The organism is Natrarchaeobaculum sulfurireducens (genome assembly GCF_003430825.1).
Lineage (GTDB): Archaea > Halobacteriota > Halobacteria > Halobacteriales > Natrialbaceae > Natrarchaeobaculum > Natrarchaeobaculum sulfurireducens.
The window spans coordinates 752,904-769,547 of the sequence record NZ_CP024047.1 but is presented as its reverse complement, the minus strand read 5'-3'; the positions used below and the strand labels follow the sequence as shown (position 1 = coordinate 769,547).

General features: G+C 62.3%; 18 protein-coding genes and 1 pseudogene. 9 read left to right on the top strand and 10 right to left on the bottom strand.

Annotated elements, in window-relative coordinates; all coding sequences use genetic code 11:
* Positions 1 to 66 precede the first annotated feature (66 nt).
* Positions 67 to 1,137: an amidohydrolase family protein gene (locus AArc1_RS04980; protein ID WP_117363331.1), complete on the bottom strand. Its 1,071-nt coding sequence runs from the start codon at positions 1,135 to 1,137 to the stop codon at positions 67 to 69.
* 106 nt (positions 1,138 to 1,243) lie between these two features.
* Between AArc1_RS04980 and AArc1_RS04975 the strand changes: the two genes are divergently transcribed.
* Positions 1,244 to 1,777: a nucleoside-triphosphatase gene (locus AArc1_RS04975; protein WP_117365782.1), complete on the top strand. Its 534-nt coding sequence runs from the start codon at positions 1,244 to 1,246 to the stop codon at positions 1,775 to 1,777.
* Here AArc1_RS04975 and gnd read toward each other — a convergent pair.
* Entirely contained in the window at positions 1,774 to 2,712 is a 939-nt protein-coding gene (gene gnd / locus AArc1_RS04970) for a phosphogluconate dehydrogenase (NAD(+)-dependent, decarboxylating) (RefSeq protein ID WP_321169162.1), read from the bottom strand. The two genes, AArc1_RS04975 and gnd, sit on opposite strands and share 4 nt — an antisense overlap.
* Positions 2,713 to 2,869: 157 nt before the next feature.
* On the opposite strand from gnd, the pseudogene AArc1_RS04965 reads away from it, so the two are divergent.
* Positions 2,870 to 3,113: pseudogene (locus tag AArc1_RS04965) on the top strand (IS5/IS1182 family transposase); the annotation flags it as partial.
* A 207-nt stretch (positions 3,114 to 3,320) separates the two neighbouring features.
* Positions 3,321 to 4,313 carry a hypothetical protein gene (locus tag AArc1_RS04960; protein ID WP_133412321.1) on the top strand — a complete coding sequence of 331 codons (993 nt, stop codon included), beginning with the start codon at positions 3,321 to 3,323 and terminating at the stop codon, positions 4,311 to 4,313.
* 155 nt (positions 4,314 to 4,468) lie between these two features.
* On the opposite strand, the gene AArc1_RS04955 is transcribed toward AArc1_RS04960, so the two are convergent.
* The 6 genes from AArc1_RS04955 to AArc1_RS04930 form a co-directional block, all read right to left on the bottom strand.
* Positions 4,469 to 4,867 carry a cation diffusion facilitator family transporter gene (locus AArc1_RS04955; RefSeq protein WP_117363329.1) on the bottom strand — a complete coding sequence of 133 codons (399 nt, stop codon included), beginning with the start codon at positions 4,865 to 4,867 and terminating at the stop codon, positions 4,469 to 4,471.
* 255 nt (positions 4,868 to 5,122) lie between these two features.
* Positions 5,123 to 5,557 (bottom strand): hypothetical protein, encoded by a 435-nt coding sequence (locus AArc1_RS04950; protein ID WP_117363328.1) that lies wholly within the window; start codon positions 5,555 to 5,557, stop codon positions 5,123 to 5,125.
* Between the two features lie 115 nt (positions 5,558 to 5,672).
* Positions 5,673 to 6,137: a copper resistance protein CopD gene (locus AArc1_RS04945; protein WP_117365780.1), complete on the bottom strand. Its 465-nt coding sequence runs from the start codon at positions 6,135 to 6,137 to the stop codon at positions 5,673 to 5,675.
* Positions 6,138 to 6,211: 74 nt separating this feature from the next.
* Entirely contained in the window at positions 6,212 to 6,766 is a 555-nt protein-coding gene (locus AArc1_RS04940) for a metal-dependent hydrolase (protein ID WP_117363327.1), read from the bottom strand.
* 121 nt (positions 6,767 to 6,887) lie between these two features.
* Positions 6,888 to 7,202, bottom strand: coding sequence for a hypothetical protein (locus AArc1_RS04935; protein ID WP_117363326.1), 315 nt, complete (start codon positions 7,200 to 7,202; stop codon positions 6,888 to 6,890).
* A gap of 119 nt (positions 7,203 to 7,321) precedes the next feature.
* On the bottom strand, positions 7,322 to 7,804 hold the full coding sequence (locus tag AArc1_RS04930) for a deoxyuridine 5'-triphosphate nucleotidohydrolase (protein WP_117363325.1): 483 nt from the start codon (positions 7,802 to 7,804) through the stop codon (positions 7,322 to 7,324).
* Positions 7,805 to 8,059: 255 nt separating this feature from the next.
* Here AArc1_RS04930 and AArc1_RS04925 point away from each other — a divergent pair, with 255 nt between their 5' ends.
* The gene (locus AArc1_RS04925) at positions 8,060 to 10,036 is read left to right on the top strand and encodes an aconitate hydratase (protein ID WP_117363324.1); all 1,977 of its coding nucleotides are present in this window, start codon (positions 8,060 to 8,062) and stop codon (positions 10,034 to 10,036) included.
* Between the two features lie 129 nt (positions 10,037 to 10,165).
* Positions 10,166 to 11,089: a TIGR03571 family LLM class oxidoreductase gene (locus AArc1_RS04920; RefSeq protein ID WP_117363323.1), complete on the top strand. Its 924-nt coding sequence runs from the start codon at positions 10,166 to 10,168 to the stop codon at positions 11,087 to 11,089.
* A gap of 44 nt (positions 11,090 to 11,133) precedes the next feature.
* Here AArc1_RS04920 and AArc1_RS18815 read toward each other — a convergent pair whose 3' ends face one another.
* Positions 11,134 to 11,700 carry a hypothetical protein gene (locus AArc1_RS18815; RefSeq protein ID WP_117363322.1) on the bottom strand — a complete coding sequence of 189 codons (567 nt, stop codon included), beginning with the start codon at positions 11,698 to 11,700 and terminating at the stop codon, positions 11,134 to 11,136.
* 39 nt (positions 11,701 to 11,739) lie between these two features.
* Positions 11,740 to 12,381 (bottom strand): DUF7344 domain-containing protein, encoded by a 642-nt coding sequence (locus AArc1_RS04910; RefSeq protein WP_117363321.1) that lies wholly within the window; start codon positions 12,379 to 12,381, stop codon positions 11,740 to 11,742.
* 512 nt (positions 12,382 to 12,893) lie between these two features.
* Here AArc1_RS04910 and AArc1_RS04905 point away from each other — a divergent pair.
* From AArc1_RS04905 to AArc1_RS04890, 4 genes are all read left to right on the top strand, one after another.
* Entirely contained in the window at positions 12,894 to 13,373 is a 480-nt protein-coding gene (locus tag AArc1_RS04905; protein WP_133412320.1) for a DUF1102 domain-containing protein, read from the top strand.
* Positions 13,374 to 13,376: 3 nt separating this feature from the next.
* The gene (locus AArc1_RS04900; protein ID WP_133412319.1) at positions 13,377 to 14,057 is read left to right on the top strand and encodes a hypothetical protein; all 681 of its coding nucleotides are present in this window, start codon (positions 13,377 to 13,379) and stop codon (positions 14,055 to 14,057) included.
* A gap of 89 nt (positions 14,058 to 14,146) precedes the next feature.
* Positions 14,147 to 15,403: a PGF-pre-PGF domain-containing protein gene (locus AArc1_RS04895; protein WP_117363318.1), complete on the top strand. Its 1,257-nt coding sequence runs from the start codon at positions 14,147 to 14,149 to the stop codon at positions 15,401 to 15,403.
* A 73-nt stretch (positions 15,404 to 15,476) separates the two neighbouring features.
* The gene (locus AArc1_RS04890) at positions 15,477 to 16,643 is read left to right on the top strand and encodes a signal peptidase I (RefSeq protein ID WP_117363317.1); all 1,167 of its coding nucleotides are present in this window, start codon (positions 15,477 to 15,479) and stop codon (positions 16,641 to 16,643) included.
* Position 16,644: the final 1 nt, after the last annotated feature.

Genomic DNA, 16,644 nt, shown 5'->3' with positions numbered 1-16,644 from the left:
TCATCGAAGCGACAACGGTCTTTCGGGACTGATTCTGTCGTTTCTTCGCCGGCTGGCGGCGGATTGTCATCGAAGTATCGACTCGAAATTGCGATAGCGGATATCTGCCCAGGCCCCGAGGTCGAGATCGATCGTCTCGAACAGCTGGAACTGTCGGATCTCCTGGTCGGGAAAGAGGTAGTCGCTACCGAAGACGAGCTGTTCGTGGTGGGTCTCGAAAAACTCCTGGGTGAACTCCTCGTCGCGGCTCAGGGCCTCCCAGCCTGCGCCTGCCGAGATATCGGCGTAGACGTTGTCGTACGCCTCGAGTAGCTCGGGCACGCGACCCTCGGACTCGATCGGACCCTCGTGAGCCCGATCGCGATCCGTCGTCTCGACGTCGCCGTCGACGTGGACCCACCAGCCCCACGCGTGGGCGATAAAATGTACTTCCGGGAACGACTCGAAGACCGCTTCGTGTGCTGGGAGGCCGAGCTCGTCGGTCATCGCCTGTTCGTCGGTGTGATAGAGCACTGGCAGGTCACGCTCGGCACAGAGTTCGTAGAGGTCCAGTGCCCCCTCGTCGTCGATTTCGACGCCGGCTTTCAGTTCGCCGAAGCCGCGCGCGCCGCGGTCGAGGTGCTCGTCGAGGACAGCCGTCGCATCCTCACCGTAGTGGAGCGTGCGCGGATCGATCGTGACGAACGGCATCAGCCGGTCGTCGTACGCTTCGCACTCCTCGATAATCCACCAGCTGGGCGCCTGGACAGGGTAAGCCTCCGGCGAGTCGAGTGCCTGGACGGCAGCGTAGTCGACGCCGTTGTCGTCCATCCAGTCGACGAGTTGGCCGACGGACAGCGGATCGTTTCCACGTGCCGCCAGTGGCATAATGTGAGTGTGCGCATCGATCAGCGGGAGTTCGTCGACGTCGTCGACGTCGTCAGGACCGACGTCCAGCGAGATCGTCTCGTCCGCTGGCGCATCGGGATCGGCCTCATCAGAGTCGATTCCGGTACAGCCTGCGACAGCCCCGAGGACGCCGGCCCCAGCGGTTGCAGTGAGAAATCGTCTCCGGTTAGCGACCACGCCCGAGTCGTCGTTCGGCGAGGAGGCGTCGTCCGAGGGGGGTTGCGAACGTGCGGGTAGGGGGTCCGTCATGGCCGCGGATTCAACACGTCCATATAAAACGTCTGGTGCGTACATCGCGGGCTTACTCTCGAGTCAGATCGGAGCGTTGACTGGTTCGTCTCTCGAATTCCACGCCGTGTCAGGGAACGCACTCGTTACAGGCCCCCCACGGAGCGGCAAGACGACCACCCTCGAGCGAGCCGTCGATCGCCTTCGTGAAGACGACCTGACGGTCGGGGGAGTGGTCTGCCCCGAGATTCGCGTCGAAGGCGAACGCGTCGGGTTCGAGATCACCGACCTCGGCGGGCGACGGCGGGCGACGATGGCGCACGTCGACGTCGACGGCCCCAGGGTCGGCAAATACGGGGTCGACGTCCCGGTGATCGATCGGGTCGTCAGCGACGTTATACCGCCCGCGCTGACTCGAGCCGACTGCATCGTGATCGACGAGGTCGCCCCGATGCAACTCGAGAGCGAGCGGTTCGTCGAAGTAACCCTGCGTGCACTCGAGTCGGAGACGCCGGTGCTCGCGGCGATCGCGACCGGCTCTCGAGGTGAGTTCCTCTACGGCGTTCGAGAGCGAGAGGACGTCGAGATCGTTGCGGTCGAGCCCGAAACGCGAGACGAACTCCCTGACCGGCTCGCAACGTGGGTTCGGTCGACGGGCTAGTCGCGTCGTTGCACTTCGTGTCGGCCGAAGCCGTAGCGCAGTCGGTTGGCCAGCCGACGGGAAAAACGGCCGTCGTCGGCTCGGGAGCCGAACCGTTCGCCGAGGGCGGTGTAGATCAGCGGCAAAGGGACCTCTTGTTCGAGCCCTTCCTGGACGGTCCACGTCCCCGTCGAACCGCCCTCGATCCGGTCGGCGACGTCGCCGAGGTCGGACCCCTCCTCGCGGAACGCCTCCTCACAGAGTTCGAGCAGCCACGACCGGATGACGGCACCGTTGTTCCAGACCGAGGCGACGGCCTCTAGATCGAGATCGTACCGACCCTCGTGGAGCAACTCGAAGCCCTCGCCGTAGGTCTGCATCAGCGCGTACTCGACGCCGTTGTGGACCATCTTGACGTAGTGACCCGAGCCGGCGGCCCCCATCCGCTCGTGACCGTCGGGTCCCGTTGCGACGGCGTCGAACACCGGCTCGCACTCCTCGTAGGCCCACTCGGGACCGCCGATCATGAGCGAGAAGCCGAGTTCGGCACCCGCGGGCCCGCCCGAGGTTCCGCAGTCGAGGTAGGCCGCGGGACACGCCTCGGCGCGTCGCACGGAGTCTTCGAAGTAGGAGTTGCCGCCGTCGACGACGACGTCGTCCGAATCGAGGTGGGGCTCGAGTTCGTCTAGGGTGACGTCGACCGCCTCGCCTGCGGGGACCATCAGCCAGATGCGTTTCTCCTCACCGAGTCGGTCGAGGAGGTCGTCGAGCGAGTCTGCAGGTTCCGCACCGGCGTCGGCCGCCGTCGCGACCGCTTCCGCGTCGAGGTCGAACGCGACGACGTCGTGGCCCGCCTCGAGTACGCGGTCGACGACGATCTGTCCCATGCGTCCGAGTCCGATTACGCCCAGTTGCATGGCGGCCACTCCGCGGGCGTGGGTGGTAGTGGTTGTGATTTCGTGGCCGCCCGCGAGCGTGGTGTTCGCTCTCTACGGGCCATCGAATCAGCCTGAGCTGCGCTGTTGAACAGTGATCTAATCGGCAGATATCACGGGTTAGAAGGATGAAGTCGAGTAAATCGAGCTTAGTATGGACTAGATCACGAAATACTAGTTCTCCGAACTCGGTGTCGAACCACTCATCTTACAGCGTGGATCACGGTCACTCACGCAAGGACAGAACGTGCTCACCCGTACAAAAAGGGTATTCTGATCGCTGGATGACGGAAATTTCGAACTCAACAAAGAAGCGCTCGCTAGGCGATCCCGTGCGACCACTGGGCTGATATAGACAGTTCCGTGAGATTGTCCTCAGATTCAGAATCTCGAGCATAGAACCAGTCTATGAGCCTTTATAGCCGCAACTCAGAATCCGTTCAACGAGACAATTATTTATAGATTCTGATTAGAAGAATTCAGAGAATTATTTATGGATCTATTATATTGCGTATACTAATGTCCAAAGACCAGATTGGTGAGAAGAGAAAAATAGGCGATCGATGCTTCGACAAACCGGTGCCAGCGCTATTGGTGCCAGTGTTGGCCTAAACGTGCTACTCGGTACTGTGAGCGCGACCGACGCGACTCGTGACGATGTACAGCGTCTCGAGAGCGCCCCCGTAGTCGAAAAAATCCTCGACGAACTTGGAGTTGAGTCGCTTCCAGGACCAGATCGGATTGAAAAGCGTCATGTCGACGACGACGGAGAAGTCACGAACGGCGAACTCGTGGCGTGGAGAATACCGATCCGAAACTATGGGACACTTGTTGCCATGGGTCACGATGACGAGATTGGCGCGCTCTTTTTGTTTGATTCAGACACCTCCAAAGCGCCTTCTGGATACTCAAAAGCTGAAGCAGAGAACGCGGCTCTCGGCGTGAGCGGATCGGACGTTGTGTTCAGCCGGAACGCTACCCCAGATGAACGAGAACACGTTCTATCCGTTCTTGATCTTGACGGTGAGATCAGCGGCGCTAACGTCGAAGCGAAGACGCATCTCGACGGATTCCACGTGAGCGCGAGCGTAAGTGATTCGGACGGCAATGATCCGGAAATGCACGAGTTCGTCGTTGAAGTAGGCGAGTTCGATCCTCGCGAACAGGAATTGGCGGACGTGACTACTGACGTGAGTTCGTTGTCTGCGTCCGAGCTCGAAGTCTCAGAGGTTGGTACCCAAGTATTTGGTCCGATCAGAGATCCGAGAGACGTTCTTAGGGACGTCGTAGCGGATTGGATCGTTGGGACGTTCGCTAGTGAAACGCTCGACTACCTCGGTGTCGAGTGTAATACCACTTGCCCGGACTGCGTCTGGTACATCGTTAATGTGGTCGGTGCCTGTCGGAGTTGTGTTCCCCTCTGCTCGTCCGGTGCGTCAGGTGTCGGTGCGATCTTGTGTGTCGCTTGTTTCTTCCTCTTCTGTAACGACACTGAATCACAGGTCGATTGTCTCGCCTGCCTCGTTTGTCTGTACGAGGGTGAAGAGCCTGATACGATGGATACCAACGCGCTTCGATGGGTTCTGGACGAGATCAGGGACACCCCGTCGTTCCCCCTGTAGTGGAGCCACCCTCTTCCGATTTCTCGAAGATCCGTTCCCGGACGAACCGGACCGGAAGTCGTTCGGACGATCCCGGTGTTTGCTCCTCGACTGTTCGGAGGGGACTAATTCGTACAAGGGTACCAACGGAGGTCACCATTTTCAATCGAACGGAATTACGTCTCACTTTCGCGATGACGATTCAGCATGGCACGAACGATGTAAACCAGCGCGACGACGACACCTATTACGGCGAGCAGACCAAAACCGGTGACGAATTCCCGATCAACCGGCCAAGTGGCGTATACGACTGCCCCAACGACGATACCGAGGATGAGAAGAAGACTCACTCCGAGCCACAGGTCGGGTGCCGTCAACGGGTTTATACGGAGGGCATACATCCCCCACACGAACAAGAGGAACACGCCGAACGTCCCGACTATCAACGCGATCCCCTGTCTGCTGACCGGGTCGTCGAGGCTCTGGAATGCAGTGAGGAAAAGTAAAACCGCACCGATGAGTACGAAGAGGGTCTCAATTTTGTCGGGTTTGAATCTGCCTGGTTTCTCTCCCATCGAGCCGGATATTATGTGGACTGCGATAAAAAATATCCCTATGCGTGTATCCTCTCGACGTCGAACTGGTATCCGGATGTAGTCTAACCACGGCTAATTTCACCAGCCGACGGCGTAATCGATGGTCCGAATGCGGTCTTTTCGACCCCCAGTCGGATCGATATCCGCTGACATTCAGCACCCTGGGGTGGGAAACAGGGTCGCGCGGACGCTGATCGCGGCGGTCGCTGGTCGCGCGGCGGCCGCGAGCGCAGATCAGTACAGCGGCTCCTCGAGTCGCGCCCAGCCGATGGCGTCGAGGACGACGATCCGGTCGCCGTAGCGGACGTAGACCCCGTTGTACTCGCCGTCGTCACCGTCGTAGTACGGCAGGGAGTCACGGACGGCGTCGACGATCGACCAGGCACCGTCGCGCTCAAGGGTGACGTGTTCCCACTCCTCGCGGGCGTCGTTGCGAACGGCGCGCTGGATCGCGCGTCGGGCACCGGGGATCTCCGAGAGGCGACGAGAGGTCGCATCGACGACCGGTGCACTGCTGGGGACCTCGTCCCAGCGGACGAGTCGCGCACCGACGTCGGCTTTCGACCGCGCGCTTCCCCCGGTTTGCCGGCGCGACTGGAGGACGTAGCCAGCGGCTGCAGCAGCCCCCACCGCGAGCAGCGACAGCGCCAGGTCATTGCGCCTGAACATCGTGGTGTACGTTACAGTAACTGACTAAGTATCTTTCGCAAGAACGTCCGAATCCGGGCCGTTGACCGCAGAAAACCGCCGGATTTGTGGATTCAGTGACGAGATCGCCGGTCGATCACAGCCCCGCGGCGAACCCCGAGGTGATCGCTCCCGAGACGACGAGCAACGCGACTGCGACGACGGCAGCGAGACGATACAGCCCGAGCGCGTTGCTCGCGGGCTCGCGGAGTTTCTTCCCGTTCAACCCAGTCTCGAGTCGCTTGCCGCCGATCTCGACGAGCGCAGCCAGGGCGAGCCAGAGCGCGACCATGACGAGGACGAGCTGGCCGTTGATCGTCCCGAACAGCCCCTCGGCCGTATACCTCGTTCCGGCGAGGTGGCCGCCGCTCAGGAGCAACACGACCGAGCTCACCCGCGAAATCGTCGTGAGTTTGCCGACGATGCCCTCGAGCGGTTTCGTCGAGTTGAACGCGCCGTCACGGGCCAGCGGCAACACGACGAACGCCACGTAGAAGACGCTACCCGCCCAGATGGCGGCGAAGATCAGGTGAGTCGTCTGCGCGACGAAGCTATCGACCATATCGGTGGCTTGGACGGCGATGCCATCAGCGTTGCGACTCCGAGCCGGCAGGTGCAAGGTCAAGAGGGGGTCGGTCACTCGAGCCAGTCGGGAAGCCAGGCCACCAGCCGCCGTCGAACGATTGCGTAGCCGATCGAGATCACGAGCCCGACGACGACGACGCCGGTAATCCAGCCGTCGAACGCGAGCAGTGCGGGAATCGCAAGCGAGACGGCGAGCGTGGCGTCCTCGGGCGAGCCATCGTACCGAACGAGTCGCCGGGGACGAATCCAGCGGCCACGAACGTGATCGTAGACCGCACGCTCGCTGCGATCGGTCCAGGGGTCCATCTCGGGCCCACCGCCGAGGGCGTCAGTCACGGCGTGTAACCAGGCTGCAACGGCGAACGCGGCGGCCGCGACGGCGAGACTCGAGGGGACGAGGACCGCGAGGACAACAGCCGGGACGGCCACGACGAATCCGAGCACCGGGAAGTGGAGGGTGCGCCGATGCTCGAAGACGAGGTCGACGTCAGGTGCGAGTCCACCGAGAACGGCGCCGACGGCCAGCGGCCCTGCGAGGTCTGGGGCGGCGTACGCAGCGGGGGCGACCGCGGCGAGACCGACGAACACGTGGGTGGTGGCCATCATGGCGGTTCGTCTTCCACTAACCGACCGGAGTGTGATAACAATGTGTGAGGCGGCCAGCCGCGCCCGTCGTCGGAGCCATCGACGTCGGCTTCGGCGTCCAGATCAGGCGTCGACGTCCATCTCAGACCACATCGTTCGTGGGCGTTCGGGTTCGACCCCTGAAGATCGCCACCAGCGCGACTGCCGCACCGATCCAGAGTCCCAGTAGCGCTGCGACGAGCGGCCCCGCCTGGCCGACGGTCCCCTGTTGCAGGGACAACAGCGACAGATACCCGAGCACCCCCGTCGTCACACACAGCGTGAAGACGGCGAGCAGGCCGACGATCCGGCCAATGATCCGACCCTGCGAAGCGGGCTCGTACCCACAGTCAGGACACCGATCTACGCCCTGTGAAATCAGCGATCGACACTGACCGCAGCGTCCCTGCTCGTCCATAGACGGAATTGTCTTCCATACAACAAGTATCTTCGTCCGCAGTTCGACACCGCCACTCGAGGCCCTCAAGGCATCAATCACTCGAGACGCAATGACGGATATCCGAGATGCAATGACGATTACTCGAGGTTCTCGCCCTGGTAGCTTCCATCGTAGACGTCCTCGTGGTTCGCTTTCGCGAAGACGAGTTGTGCGATTCGAGCGCCGCGTTCGATCTCGACGTCGTGGTGGACCTGAAGCAGTCCCTCACCGCGGCCTTCGTAGCCAGCGTCCCAGACGGCCGTGTTGAGCATACAGGAGTTTCGCATCAGCGACGAACGCGGGTAGACGAAGCCGACGTGGCCCTCGGGAATGCGAATGCGTTCGCCGTAACGGGCGACGTAGGCCCCTTTCGGCAGATAGTACGTGTCGGGGTGTTTCTGCTCGAGTTCCTCGAGCGGCCGGGCGATCCGTTCGCCGATCTCTTTTCCGTCGCGAGTGATCCGGCCGGGTTCCAGTTGCTCGAAGACGATGTCGAGGGTGAGGTCGACCCCGTTGGGCTGGATCTGGTCGTCGGTCGTCGGCGAGACACACTCGGCGACGAACGCGCCGGAACGGTACATACCTCGTCTCGATAGGCAGCAAAAAAAAGCGTATCGTTTAGCCCAGCCGAGAAATGCTTCCGGGGCGTTGGACTGTCGGCCAGAACGAGTGTGGGGGACACCCTCGCGGAATTTCAGGGTCACAGGCCTCTGAGGAAAACATCGTGTATGTCCGCAAGCGGCCCGTGAACCCCGATCCATTCGTGGTGCTGGAAGTGACACTCCATTGAAACCGACGCTGGTTTTATCAGTCCAGAAAGCCCACTTCTGTGTGCTATGGGAGACACGCTCACCGAAAAAATCCTCGACGACCATCTCGTCGAAGGCGACCTCGAGACCGGCGAGGAAATCGGGATCGAGATCGACCAGGTACTCACTCAGGACACGACTGGGACGATGGTCTGGCTCCAGTTCGAGGCGATGGGACTGGACGAGGTCCAGACTGAGATCGCCGCACAGTACTGTGACCACCAGACGTACCAGTTCGACTTCAAAAACACCGACGACCACCGGTTCCTTCGTTCTGCCGCCGGTACGTATGGCGCGCACTTCTCTCGACCTGGCAACGGGATCTGTCATAACGTCCACCGTGAGAACTTCGCCGCTCCCGGCAAGACACTGCTTGGCTCCGACAGCCACACGCCGACCCCGGGCGGACTCGGCCAGCTCGCCATCGGCGCCGGCGGCATCGACGTCACCGTCGCCATGGGCGGTGCCCCCTACTATATCGAGATGCCCGAGGTCGTCAACGTCCGCCTCGAGGGCGAACTCCCCGAGTGGGCCACCGCTAAAGACGTCATCCTCGAGATGCTCCGGCGCCTTTCGGTCAAAGGTGGCGTCGGCAAAATCTTGGAGTACACCGGTCCCGGCGTCGAGAGCCTCACTGCGCCCGAGCGGATGACGATCACCAACATGGGCACCGAACTCGGCGCGACCTCGTCGCTGTTCCCCACCGACGACCAGACGAAAGACTACCTAGAGCGCGTCGGTCGCGCCGAGGAGTACGTCGAACTCCAGCCCGACGACGACGCCGAGTACGACGACGAGATCGTCGTCGATCTCTCCGACCTCGAGCCGCTGATCGCCCAGCCCTCGATGCCCGACAACGTGGTGCCGGTCCACGAGGTCGCCGGCGAGTCGGTCGAGCAGGTCATCGTCGGCTCCTGTACCAACGGCGCCTACGAGGACATCCTGCCGGCCGCGAAGATGCTCGAGGGTCGCGAAGTCGACAAGAAGACCGAGATGATCGTCGCCCCCGGCTCGAAACAAGCGAGCGAAATTCTCGCCCGCGAGGGCTGGGTCGCCGAGATGATGGCCGCCGGCGTCAACTTCTCCGAGGCGACCTGTGGGGCCTGTATCGGTATCGGCCACGTCCCCGCAAGCGACTCCGTCTCGCTTCGGACGTTCAACCGTAACTTCGAGGGGCGGTCGGGAATCGAAGACGACAACGTCTACCTCTGTTCGCCCGAGGTCGCTGCCGCAGCCGCGATCAAAGGCGAGATCGTCGACCCACGCGACCTTGCAGATGAACTCGAGGAGTTAGAAGATCCCGGCATCGAACTCCCAGACGAGTACGACGCCTCGAAGGTCGACCTGATCACGCCCGAGGAAGCCGTCGACGACGAGCTCGTCAAAGGGCCGAACATCGGCGACGTGCCGCTGCGTGAGGGACTCGGCTCGGACGTCGCGGGTGACGCCCTCCTGAAGATGGAGGACAACATCACGACCGACCACATCATCCCCGCGACCCAGGACATCCTGATGTACCGGTCGAACATCGAGAAGCTCTCGCAGTTTACCCTCTCTCGGGTCGACGACACGTTCGCCGAGCGCGCCCAGGAGGCCGACGGCGGCGTCCTCGTCGCCGGCGAGAACTACGGCCAGGGCTCCTCGCGCGAACACGCCGCGATGTGTCCGATGTATCTGGGAATCGAGGCCGTGCTCGCCCAGAGCTTCGCCCGGATCCACCGTGCAAACCTCTTCAATTTCGGCATCGTCCCGCTGACGATCGACGAAGACACCTACGACGCCATCGATCAGGGTGACGAGATCGAGATCGTCGACGACGTCGACGAGGCAGTCACGAGCGGTCAGGAAGCGTTTACGGTCCGCGTCAACGGCGACGAGGAGTTCACCGCCACGCTCGACGCCTCCGAGCGCGAGCGCGACATCCTCGCCGCCGGCGGCAAACTCGCCTGGACGAAGGCCCAGGCCGAAGAGGGTGGCGCGGGCGCGACGCCCGCCGACGACTGAGCGGACGACTGTGACGACTCGGTAGCCACTCGCTGTTTTTTCCTCAGATCCGAGACGAGCCGACCGAGACTGACGAGTTCGACGCCCGGACCGTCACCGTCATCCGGCCACGGCCGATAACTCGAGTGAATGTCCACCGGACACGAAAACGCAGGCTACCGCCGACTGTTCGACGACGACGGCCTGACGTTCGGCGCCGGCTTTCCGCTGACCGGGTCGAATCGCTCGACCCCCGACGTCGAACGAGAACTCGAGCTAGCGACACACGCCGAGGCCGTCGGCTTCGACGCCCTCTGGGCGCGTGACGTCCCGACGTACTGGCCGAAGTTCGGCGATGCAGGCCAGACGTTCGACACCTGGCCGTGGCTTTCCCACGTCGCTGCCCACACCGACGACGTTGCACTCGGCACCTCGAGTGTCGTCCTCACGCTCCGTCATCCCTTGCACGTCGCGAAGTCGGCGGCCACCGTCGACCGGCTCTCTGACGGCCGACTCGTGATGGGCGTCGCCTCGGGCGACCGCGACCCGGAGTATCCCGCCTTCGGTGTCGACCGTGAAGACCGCGATCGGACGTTCCGTGAGGCCGTCACGACCCTTCGAACCGTCTGGCGTGAGAACTACCCCGAACTCGAGGGCGAGTGGGGCGCACTCGAGGGCAACCTCGACGTGGTCCCGAGTCCGACCGAAGAGACGATTCCGCTGTTGCCCACCGGTCACGCCCGACAGTCCCGCGAGTGGATCGCCGACCACGGCGACGGCTGGCTCTTCTACCACCTCCCCGACCGGACCCTCGAGACCTATCTCTCGGGCTGGCGAGCTACGGCGGGCGAAAAGCCGTTCGTCATCGCGGTCCGGGTCGAGTTCGCCGACGACCGCGAGGCCGGTCCCGAGCCGCTGCATCTCGGCTTCCGCGCCGGCGTCGAGTGGTTCCGCGAGTACTTCCGCCGACTGGAGGACTATGGGCTCGATCACGTCATCGTCGGCCTGCAAAACGAAGATCGGGAGGGGGCGCTCGAGACGTTCGCCGACGAAATTATCGATCAGCAGCCGTAGTGGGACGGAGCGAGACTCGAGACTCGAACCTGACAGTTCACCGATTACTCGTCGGAGTCGGATGTGTCCTCGTCGGAGTCGGATGCGTCCTCGTCGGAGTCGGATGCGTCCTCGTCGGAGTCGTACGTGCCCTCCTTGGACTTGAGGGTGAGGGTCCGTTTGGCTTCGATGAGAATCGCGTCGCCTTCGGCCGTGATCTCGATCGTACCATTGGTGGGGCCCGAACTGTCTACTGCCGGCCGTACCTCGACGTCGACGCTGGTTCCGGGTTTCAGTTTCGCCTCTCCGTCGCCGCTTTGACCGTCGCCGACCAGATCGAACTCGAACTCGTTCGACTCGAGGACGACCGTTACGGATTCCGTGAGCTGGTTTTTGACGGAGAATGATTCCGGAGCGATTCGTGGCTCGGCGTCCTCGAACAGGAGGCCGCCCGTCTCGACATCGCCTTCGCCGTCGTACGGCGCTAACCTGAGGTAGGCGTCAGGATCGTCGGCTACCTGGACCGTAACTTCTCGCTCGGATTCACCGCTCGAAAACCCGGCCGTATCAACGGCGAGGAGGCTACTCGAGCCGGCGAACATCACCAGGGCGGCGCGTCTCGTCCGTTTCATCAGATTGGAATTTCGGTCGACGATCTCGAGCGGGTGTCGTTACTCGGCATACGAGTACTCGACTTCCGGTGGATCGCGATCGATTCCGAGACGATTTCGTCGGGCGTAATACCGGTGGGCGAACGCGAAGACGCCGAACGAGACGACCACGAACGCACCCCAGGCAGACAGCGGAAGCGCCGCAAACGGCCCGACCGCCAGCGTCGAGGCGGCAAGAAAGACCGCCGAGAGTGCCGTCAACCCGAGGTAGTAGTCGCTCCAGGGGAGTTCACGTCCGCGAACGACGTCCATGTAGATCTCGACGTCCTCGAGCGCCTGCGTCGGTTCGACCGTCCCCCGATCGCGATCGAAGGAGACGACGCCGGTCTTGTCCATCTTCGGCAGGTGCGACTGGTGTAACGCCGTGTAGACGCGCTTTCGATCCTTGCTCGAGACTTCGTGTACCTCGAGGCCGTCCTCGTTGGCGGCGATCTCCTGGGAGAGCGACCCGATGTCGACGGCCTCGCCCTTCCGCATGAGCTCGTGGAGAATGTAGCGCCGGCGTCGATTGGCGAGCAGTTCGAAGAGGTCGTCTTCACTCAGCGTCGGCTTCGTGACGTCCGCCGATTCTTCGGCGACGACGCCGTCCGCCTCGCTCGACGAAGATCCATCCCCGGGCTTGTCAATCTGTGTAGCCCCCATACGGCTTCCGGTTACCACAACCCCCGGTAAAAAGGTTAGTATTGAAGTAAGTCCCTACTATTGATAACTGTGGAGATAGCCGGATTCGATGCGTCTACTGCCGGTTTCAACGCGTGCGCCTCTTTCCGAGCAGTCACCGTCAATCCATCATATCCATCTGCTCGAGCGGACTCAACGTCTGATTTGTCATCGGTCAAGCGATTCGATACGGCAGTGCGGGGCAGTCTCGAGAGGGTTGACCCGGCTGTAACCTCGGGTGGAACGATAGTCGCTGGTCGCTACGGCACTTACAGAGTCGGTCAATGCGCTCCAGACTCCACTCCGTGTTGGTCGGCGGACAGTTGACTGAGAGTCACTGCGTGTTGAAATGTACGCTACGACTGTATTACAATATCCCGTGCCAGCCACGGATGATCTGTGATCCCCGCGACGGGGATTCGGGTGCGACGACGTGTCGCCGTACGTGTGGACGTGTGGTCGCTCGCGATAGAACCAAAACGGAGAATCCAACCATGCAACGACGCAAATTCGTCATTGGAGTAGGAGCACTGGCATCAGGAGCAGCTGCGGCAGTCGGTACGGGCGCGTTCACGAGTGTCGAGGCGAGCCGTGACGTGGGTGTTGAACTTGCGGAAGACGCAAACGCCTATCTTGCCCTAACTGCCGAACGCGACGACATTATTAGCGATGATGGAAGCGATGGAACCTTGAGTATCGACCTCGGCTCTGAAGAGACTGACGAAGGCGGAGCCGGATTTAACGACGACGCAGTGACCGAAATCGATGGTGTGTTCAGGATCGAAAATCAGGGGACACAGGACAGTGTTTCCCTTGATCTCGATGAAAGTGACGTCCAAGACGGAGTCACATTCAAGCTTCAGGAAGATACGATCGACGCGGGCGAAGGGACGCTGGTCGATGTGACAGTCGATACGCTGAACGAAGACCCCGAAAAAGAAGATGGAACCCTCGTCGTCGGTGCGGAGGCCTGACTGATGAACCGACGGACCTTCGTTCTTGGACTCGGTGCAGCGTCCGCTAGCACAGTGGCACTGGGCACGGGTGCGTTTACGAGTGTCGAGGCAGAGCGTGATGTGAGCGTCGAACTCGCGGAGGACGCGAACGCGTATCTCGGTCTCGAGTCGCAAAGCGAGTACGCCATCGGGGATACCGACGGCACGATCGAGATCGACTTCACGAGCGATAACCCGACGGACGCCGGCGGTGAACACTTCAATTTGGACGCGGTCACGATCGTCGAAGACGTGTTTGCTGTACAGAATCTCGGCACACAGGACGATGTGCAAATCGAGTTCGACCCGGACGGCGTAGCGGAGGCACAAACCGATGTCGAGGTCGATTTCGCTAGCGGGTCGATCATCGTCGTCTTGAACACCTGGGCGTTCGTCTTCTTCCCACAAGACCCGGAAATTATCTCCGAAGGGGAAGAGGTCGTCTACGGTGCACTCGCGTTCCACTCGAGTGAACCGCTTCTAGGCGGTCCCGAAGATCCAGAAGAGCCCAACGAGTTCGAGTTCACGCTTGAGATCACCGCCGAGACCACGAACCCCGGAAGTCCAGCCGAGAATCCCCCTTCTTTTGACCTCGATGAAGTCAGCGACGAAACAAAGTCCGAACTCGAGGGAACAGTCGCCAACCACCACTACGCCAACTGACAGCCGAACCAGCGATTTTCGTTGGTCGACGGGAGATTCTCGGTCCACCGACCAGATCCGCATGTAGTGACCGTTCAACGGCATTCAAAATGAAACGACTTGCACTCGGACTTCTCGCGGCCGCTGTAGTCTGTCTGCTCGTCGCCACCGCTGGGGGGCAGGTCTTTTCGAACAATGTGGACCACGTCCACGCAAACATCACCGCCGAACCCCATCCTGGTCCGAACGGGGCCTATGCGTTCGTCGACAACGAGACCGGCGAACTCGTGATCGACCTCACCGCGGACAACGACGCGGGTGACGGTGACGGCATCAACTACGAGGCACTGACCGGAGTCACCGACGTCTTCACGCTCACCTATACCGGCGACGAGTTCACGTACGTCTGGCTCGAGCACGACTCCGACTACGTCACCGTCTACGCGGACGGAAACGCGTCAAACGCTATCGAGGGGGAAGACAACAAGACGCTCCTCACGCCGGACTACGACACGGTTGCGGTCGGTTTCACGACCGATACCCGGGATCTCGAGACGATCGAGCCGATCATCGATTCGGTGACGATCAACACGAAAGTCCCGGACGAAGACGAGCCCCCGTCCGACCCTGGGGCCTCACCATCGCCACCAGCCGATCCCTGTCCCGCCGGGCCGAGCGTCGACGTCGAGATACCCAAGAAGACGACTCGAGCGGTTTCCGTAACCGACGTCGACCCCTGCCAAACCGCCACGATCGAACTTCTCGAGTACGACGTCGGAGCCGGCGTGACCCTCGAGGAACTGGACGCCTCGTTCGTGACCGACGAAGACGTGGAAATCGAGGTCGACCCCGACGGGGAGCGAAAGACGACGCCGTTCGACGAACCCGGAATGGCCTCGATCGGCGACGTCGCCGTCGACGGCCCCGACGAGTCCATCGAGGACGTGGAGTACCGATACGCCCTCGAGGAGGACTGGCTCGAGCGGAAGGCGGTCGACCCCGATTCTGTGGCTATCTACGGAGACGACGGCGACGACTGGATCGAACTCGAGACGGAACGGCTCGAGGCGACGAACGGAACGGTCGCGTCGGTCGCGACCGACGATGGCTTCTCGCGATACGTCGTGGCGGCCGACGCGCCGACACTCGAGGGCGAGCGAACTGACGACGCTGGCGACCCGATCCAACCGAGTTCCGACGGTGGGACAGCTATCACCGAGACGGACGAGCCAGTGACGCCCGAGCCTGAAGACGAGGATGCCGACCGAAGCGATGCCGCCGGCTCGGCGGCGGTCGTCGGTCTCGTCGCCGGGGCGCTGGTCGTCATTGCTCTCGGTGTACTGGCCCACCGCCGGTCGACAGCATGAATCGTTCGCACACGGCCCGACTGTTCAACCACCCTAACTTTCAAATATACCAACGTGATTGGGGCGACCTGGGATGATTCGATGGGTGATGAGCCGCGGGCTACAACTACTCGTCCTTACAGCGGTCGTGGCCCTGCTGGCCGGGCAGCTACTGGGACAGCCAGTGCTGCTTGGGTTCGTCGAGACGGGGAGCATGGAACCGACGATCGAAACCGGCGACGGGTTCGTCGCGGTTCCGAGCCAGCTCGTCGGCGAGCCCGAACCGGGCGACGTTGTCGTCTTCGACGCCCAGGAGATCGAAGGCGGCGGGCTGACGACCCATCGCGTCGTCGACGAAACCGACACCGGCTACGTCACGCAAGGGGACGCCAACCCGTTCACCGACCAGGACAGCGCTGAGCCGCCCGTCCAGGACGCCCAGGTCGTCGCGACCGCGTTGCAGGTCGACGGGAGCGTGGTCACGATCAACTCCCTCGGAACCGCCGTCATGACGATCGGCGAGACGCTCGAGCGGGGCCAGACCTGGCTGGCGGCGACGTTCGGGGTGCGGTCGTTCCTCGGGACAACAGGGCTCGCATACCTGCTGCTCGGACTCTCGGTCGTCCTCTATGCGCTCGAGACGATCCGCGAGCGCCGCGACCGATCCCCTCGAGATGGAGGGAGCGACAGCGGCGAGCGGGCACTCGAGGAACTCGACCCCCGACTGCTCGCGGCCGGGTTCGCGCTCGTCGTCGTCGTGGCCGCGTCGGCGGCGATGCTCGTTCCCGCCGGGACCCACTCGTATGACGTCGTCAGCGCGGAGTTCGAGTCCGATCGCCCGCTGGTGATCGAACAGGGGACGACCGAAGAGATTCCGCACGAGATTCCGAACGGCGGCTTCGTCCCGATCGTTTCGTACGTCGAACCCGGCAGTGGGTCCGTGGGCGTCGACCTCGAGTCGACGACCGTCGGCCCGCGCTCGGAGGGCGAAACCACCGTCGCCATCGAAGCGCCCGAGGAGACCGGTTACTACCCGACGTACGTCACGGAGCACCGATACCTGTACGTCCTCCCGGCACCCGTCCTCGACGTCCTCTACGACGTCCACCCCTGGGTGCCGTTCGTCGCGATCAACGCGATACTCGGCGGTGGGCTCTACCTCCTCGGGCGATACCTGCTCGGCCCCGCCGATCCACGCGCGAGACGGGCAACGATTCGCGAGCGTGGTCCCCGCCGATCGATCCTCCGGCGACTCTACTGAC

Excerpts from the sequence above, each read along its gene's own strand:
- AArc1_RS04980 (WP_117363331.1), bottom strand. The coding sequence starts at position 1,137 with ATGACGGACCCCCTACCCGCACGTTCGCAACCCCCCTCGGACGACGCC.
- AArc1_RS04955 (WP_117363329.1), bottom strand. The coding sequence starts at position 4,867 with ATGGGAGAGAAACCAGGCAGATTCAAACCCGACAAAATTGAGACCCTC.
- AArc1_RS04950 (WP_117363328.1), bottom strand. The coding sequence starts at position 5,557 with ATGTTCAGGCGCAATGACCTGGCGCTGTCGCTGCTCGCGGTGGGGGCT.
- AArc1_RS04945 (WP_117365780.1), bottom strand. The coding sequence starts at position 6,137 with ATGGTCGATAGCTTCGTCGCGCAGACGACTCACCTGATCTTCGCCGCC.
- AArc1_RS04940 (WP_117363327.1), bottom strand. The coding sequence starts at position 6,766 with ATGATGGCCACCACCCACGTGTTCGTCGGTCTCGCCGCGGTCGCCCCC.
- AArc1_RS04935 (WP_117363326.1), bottom strand. The coding sequence starts at position 7,202 with ATGGACGAGCAGGGACGCTGCGGTCAGTGTCGATCGCTGATTTCACAG.
- AArc1_RS04930 (WP_117363325.1), bottom strand. The coding sequence starts at position 7,804 with ATGTACCGTTCCGGCGCGTTCGTCGCCGAGTGTGTCTCGCCGACGACC.
- AArc1_RS04925 (WP_117363324.1), top strand. The coding sequence starts at position 8,060 with ATGGGAGACACGCTCACCGAAAAAATCCTCGACGACCATCTCGTCGAA.
- AArc1_RS04920 (WP_117363323.1), top strand. The coding sequence starts at position 10,166 with ATGTCCACCGGACACGAAAACGCAGGCTACCGCCGACTGTTCGACGAC.
- AArc1_RS18815 (WP_117363322.1), bottom strand. The coding sequence starts at position 11,700 with ATGAAACGGACGAGACGCGCCGCCCTGGTGATGTTCGCCGGCTCGAGT.
- AArc1_RS04910 (WP_117363321.1), bottom strand. The coding sequence starts at position 12,381 with ATGGGGGCTACACAGATTGACAAGCCCGGGGATGGATCTTCGTCGAGC.
- AArc1_RS04905 (WP_133412320.1), top strand. The coding sequence starts at position 12,894 with ATGCAACGACGCAAATTCGTCATTGGAGTAGGAGCACTGGCATCAGGA.
- AArc1_RS04900 (WP_133412319.1), top strand. The coding sequence starts at position 13,377 with ATGAACCGACGGACCTTCGTTCTTGGACTCGGTGCAGCGTCCGCTAGC.
- AArc1_RS04895 (WP_117363318.1), top strand. The coding sequence starts at position 14,147 with ATGAAACGACTTGCACTCGGACTTCTCGCGGCCGCTGTAGTCTGTCTG.
- AArc1_RS04890 (WP_117363317.1), top strand. The coding sequence starts at position 15,477 with ATGATTCGATGGGTGATGAGCCGCGGGCTACAACTACTCGTCCTTACA.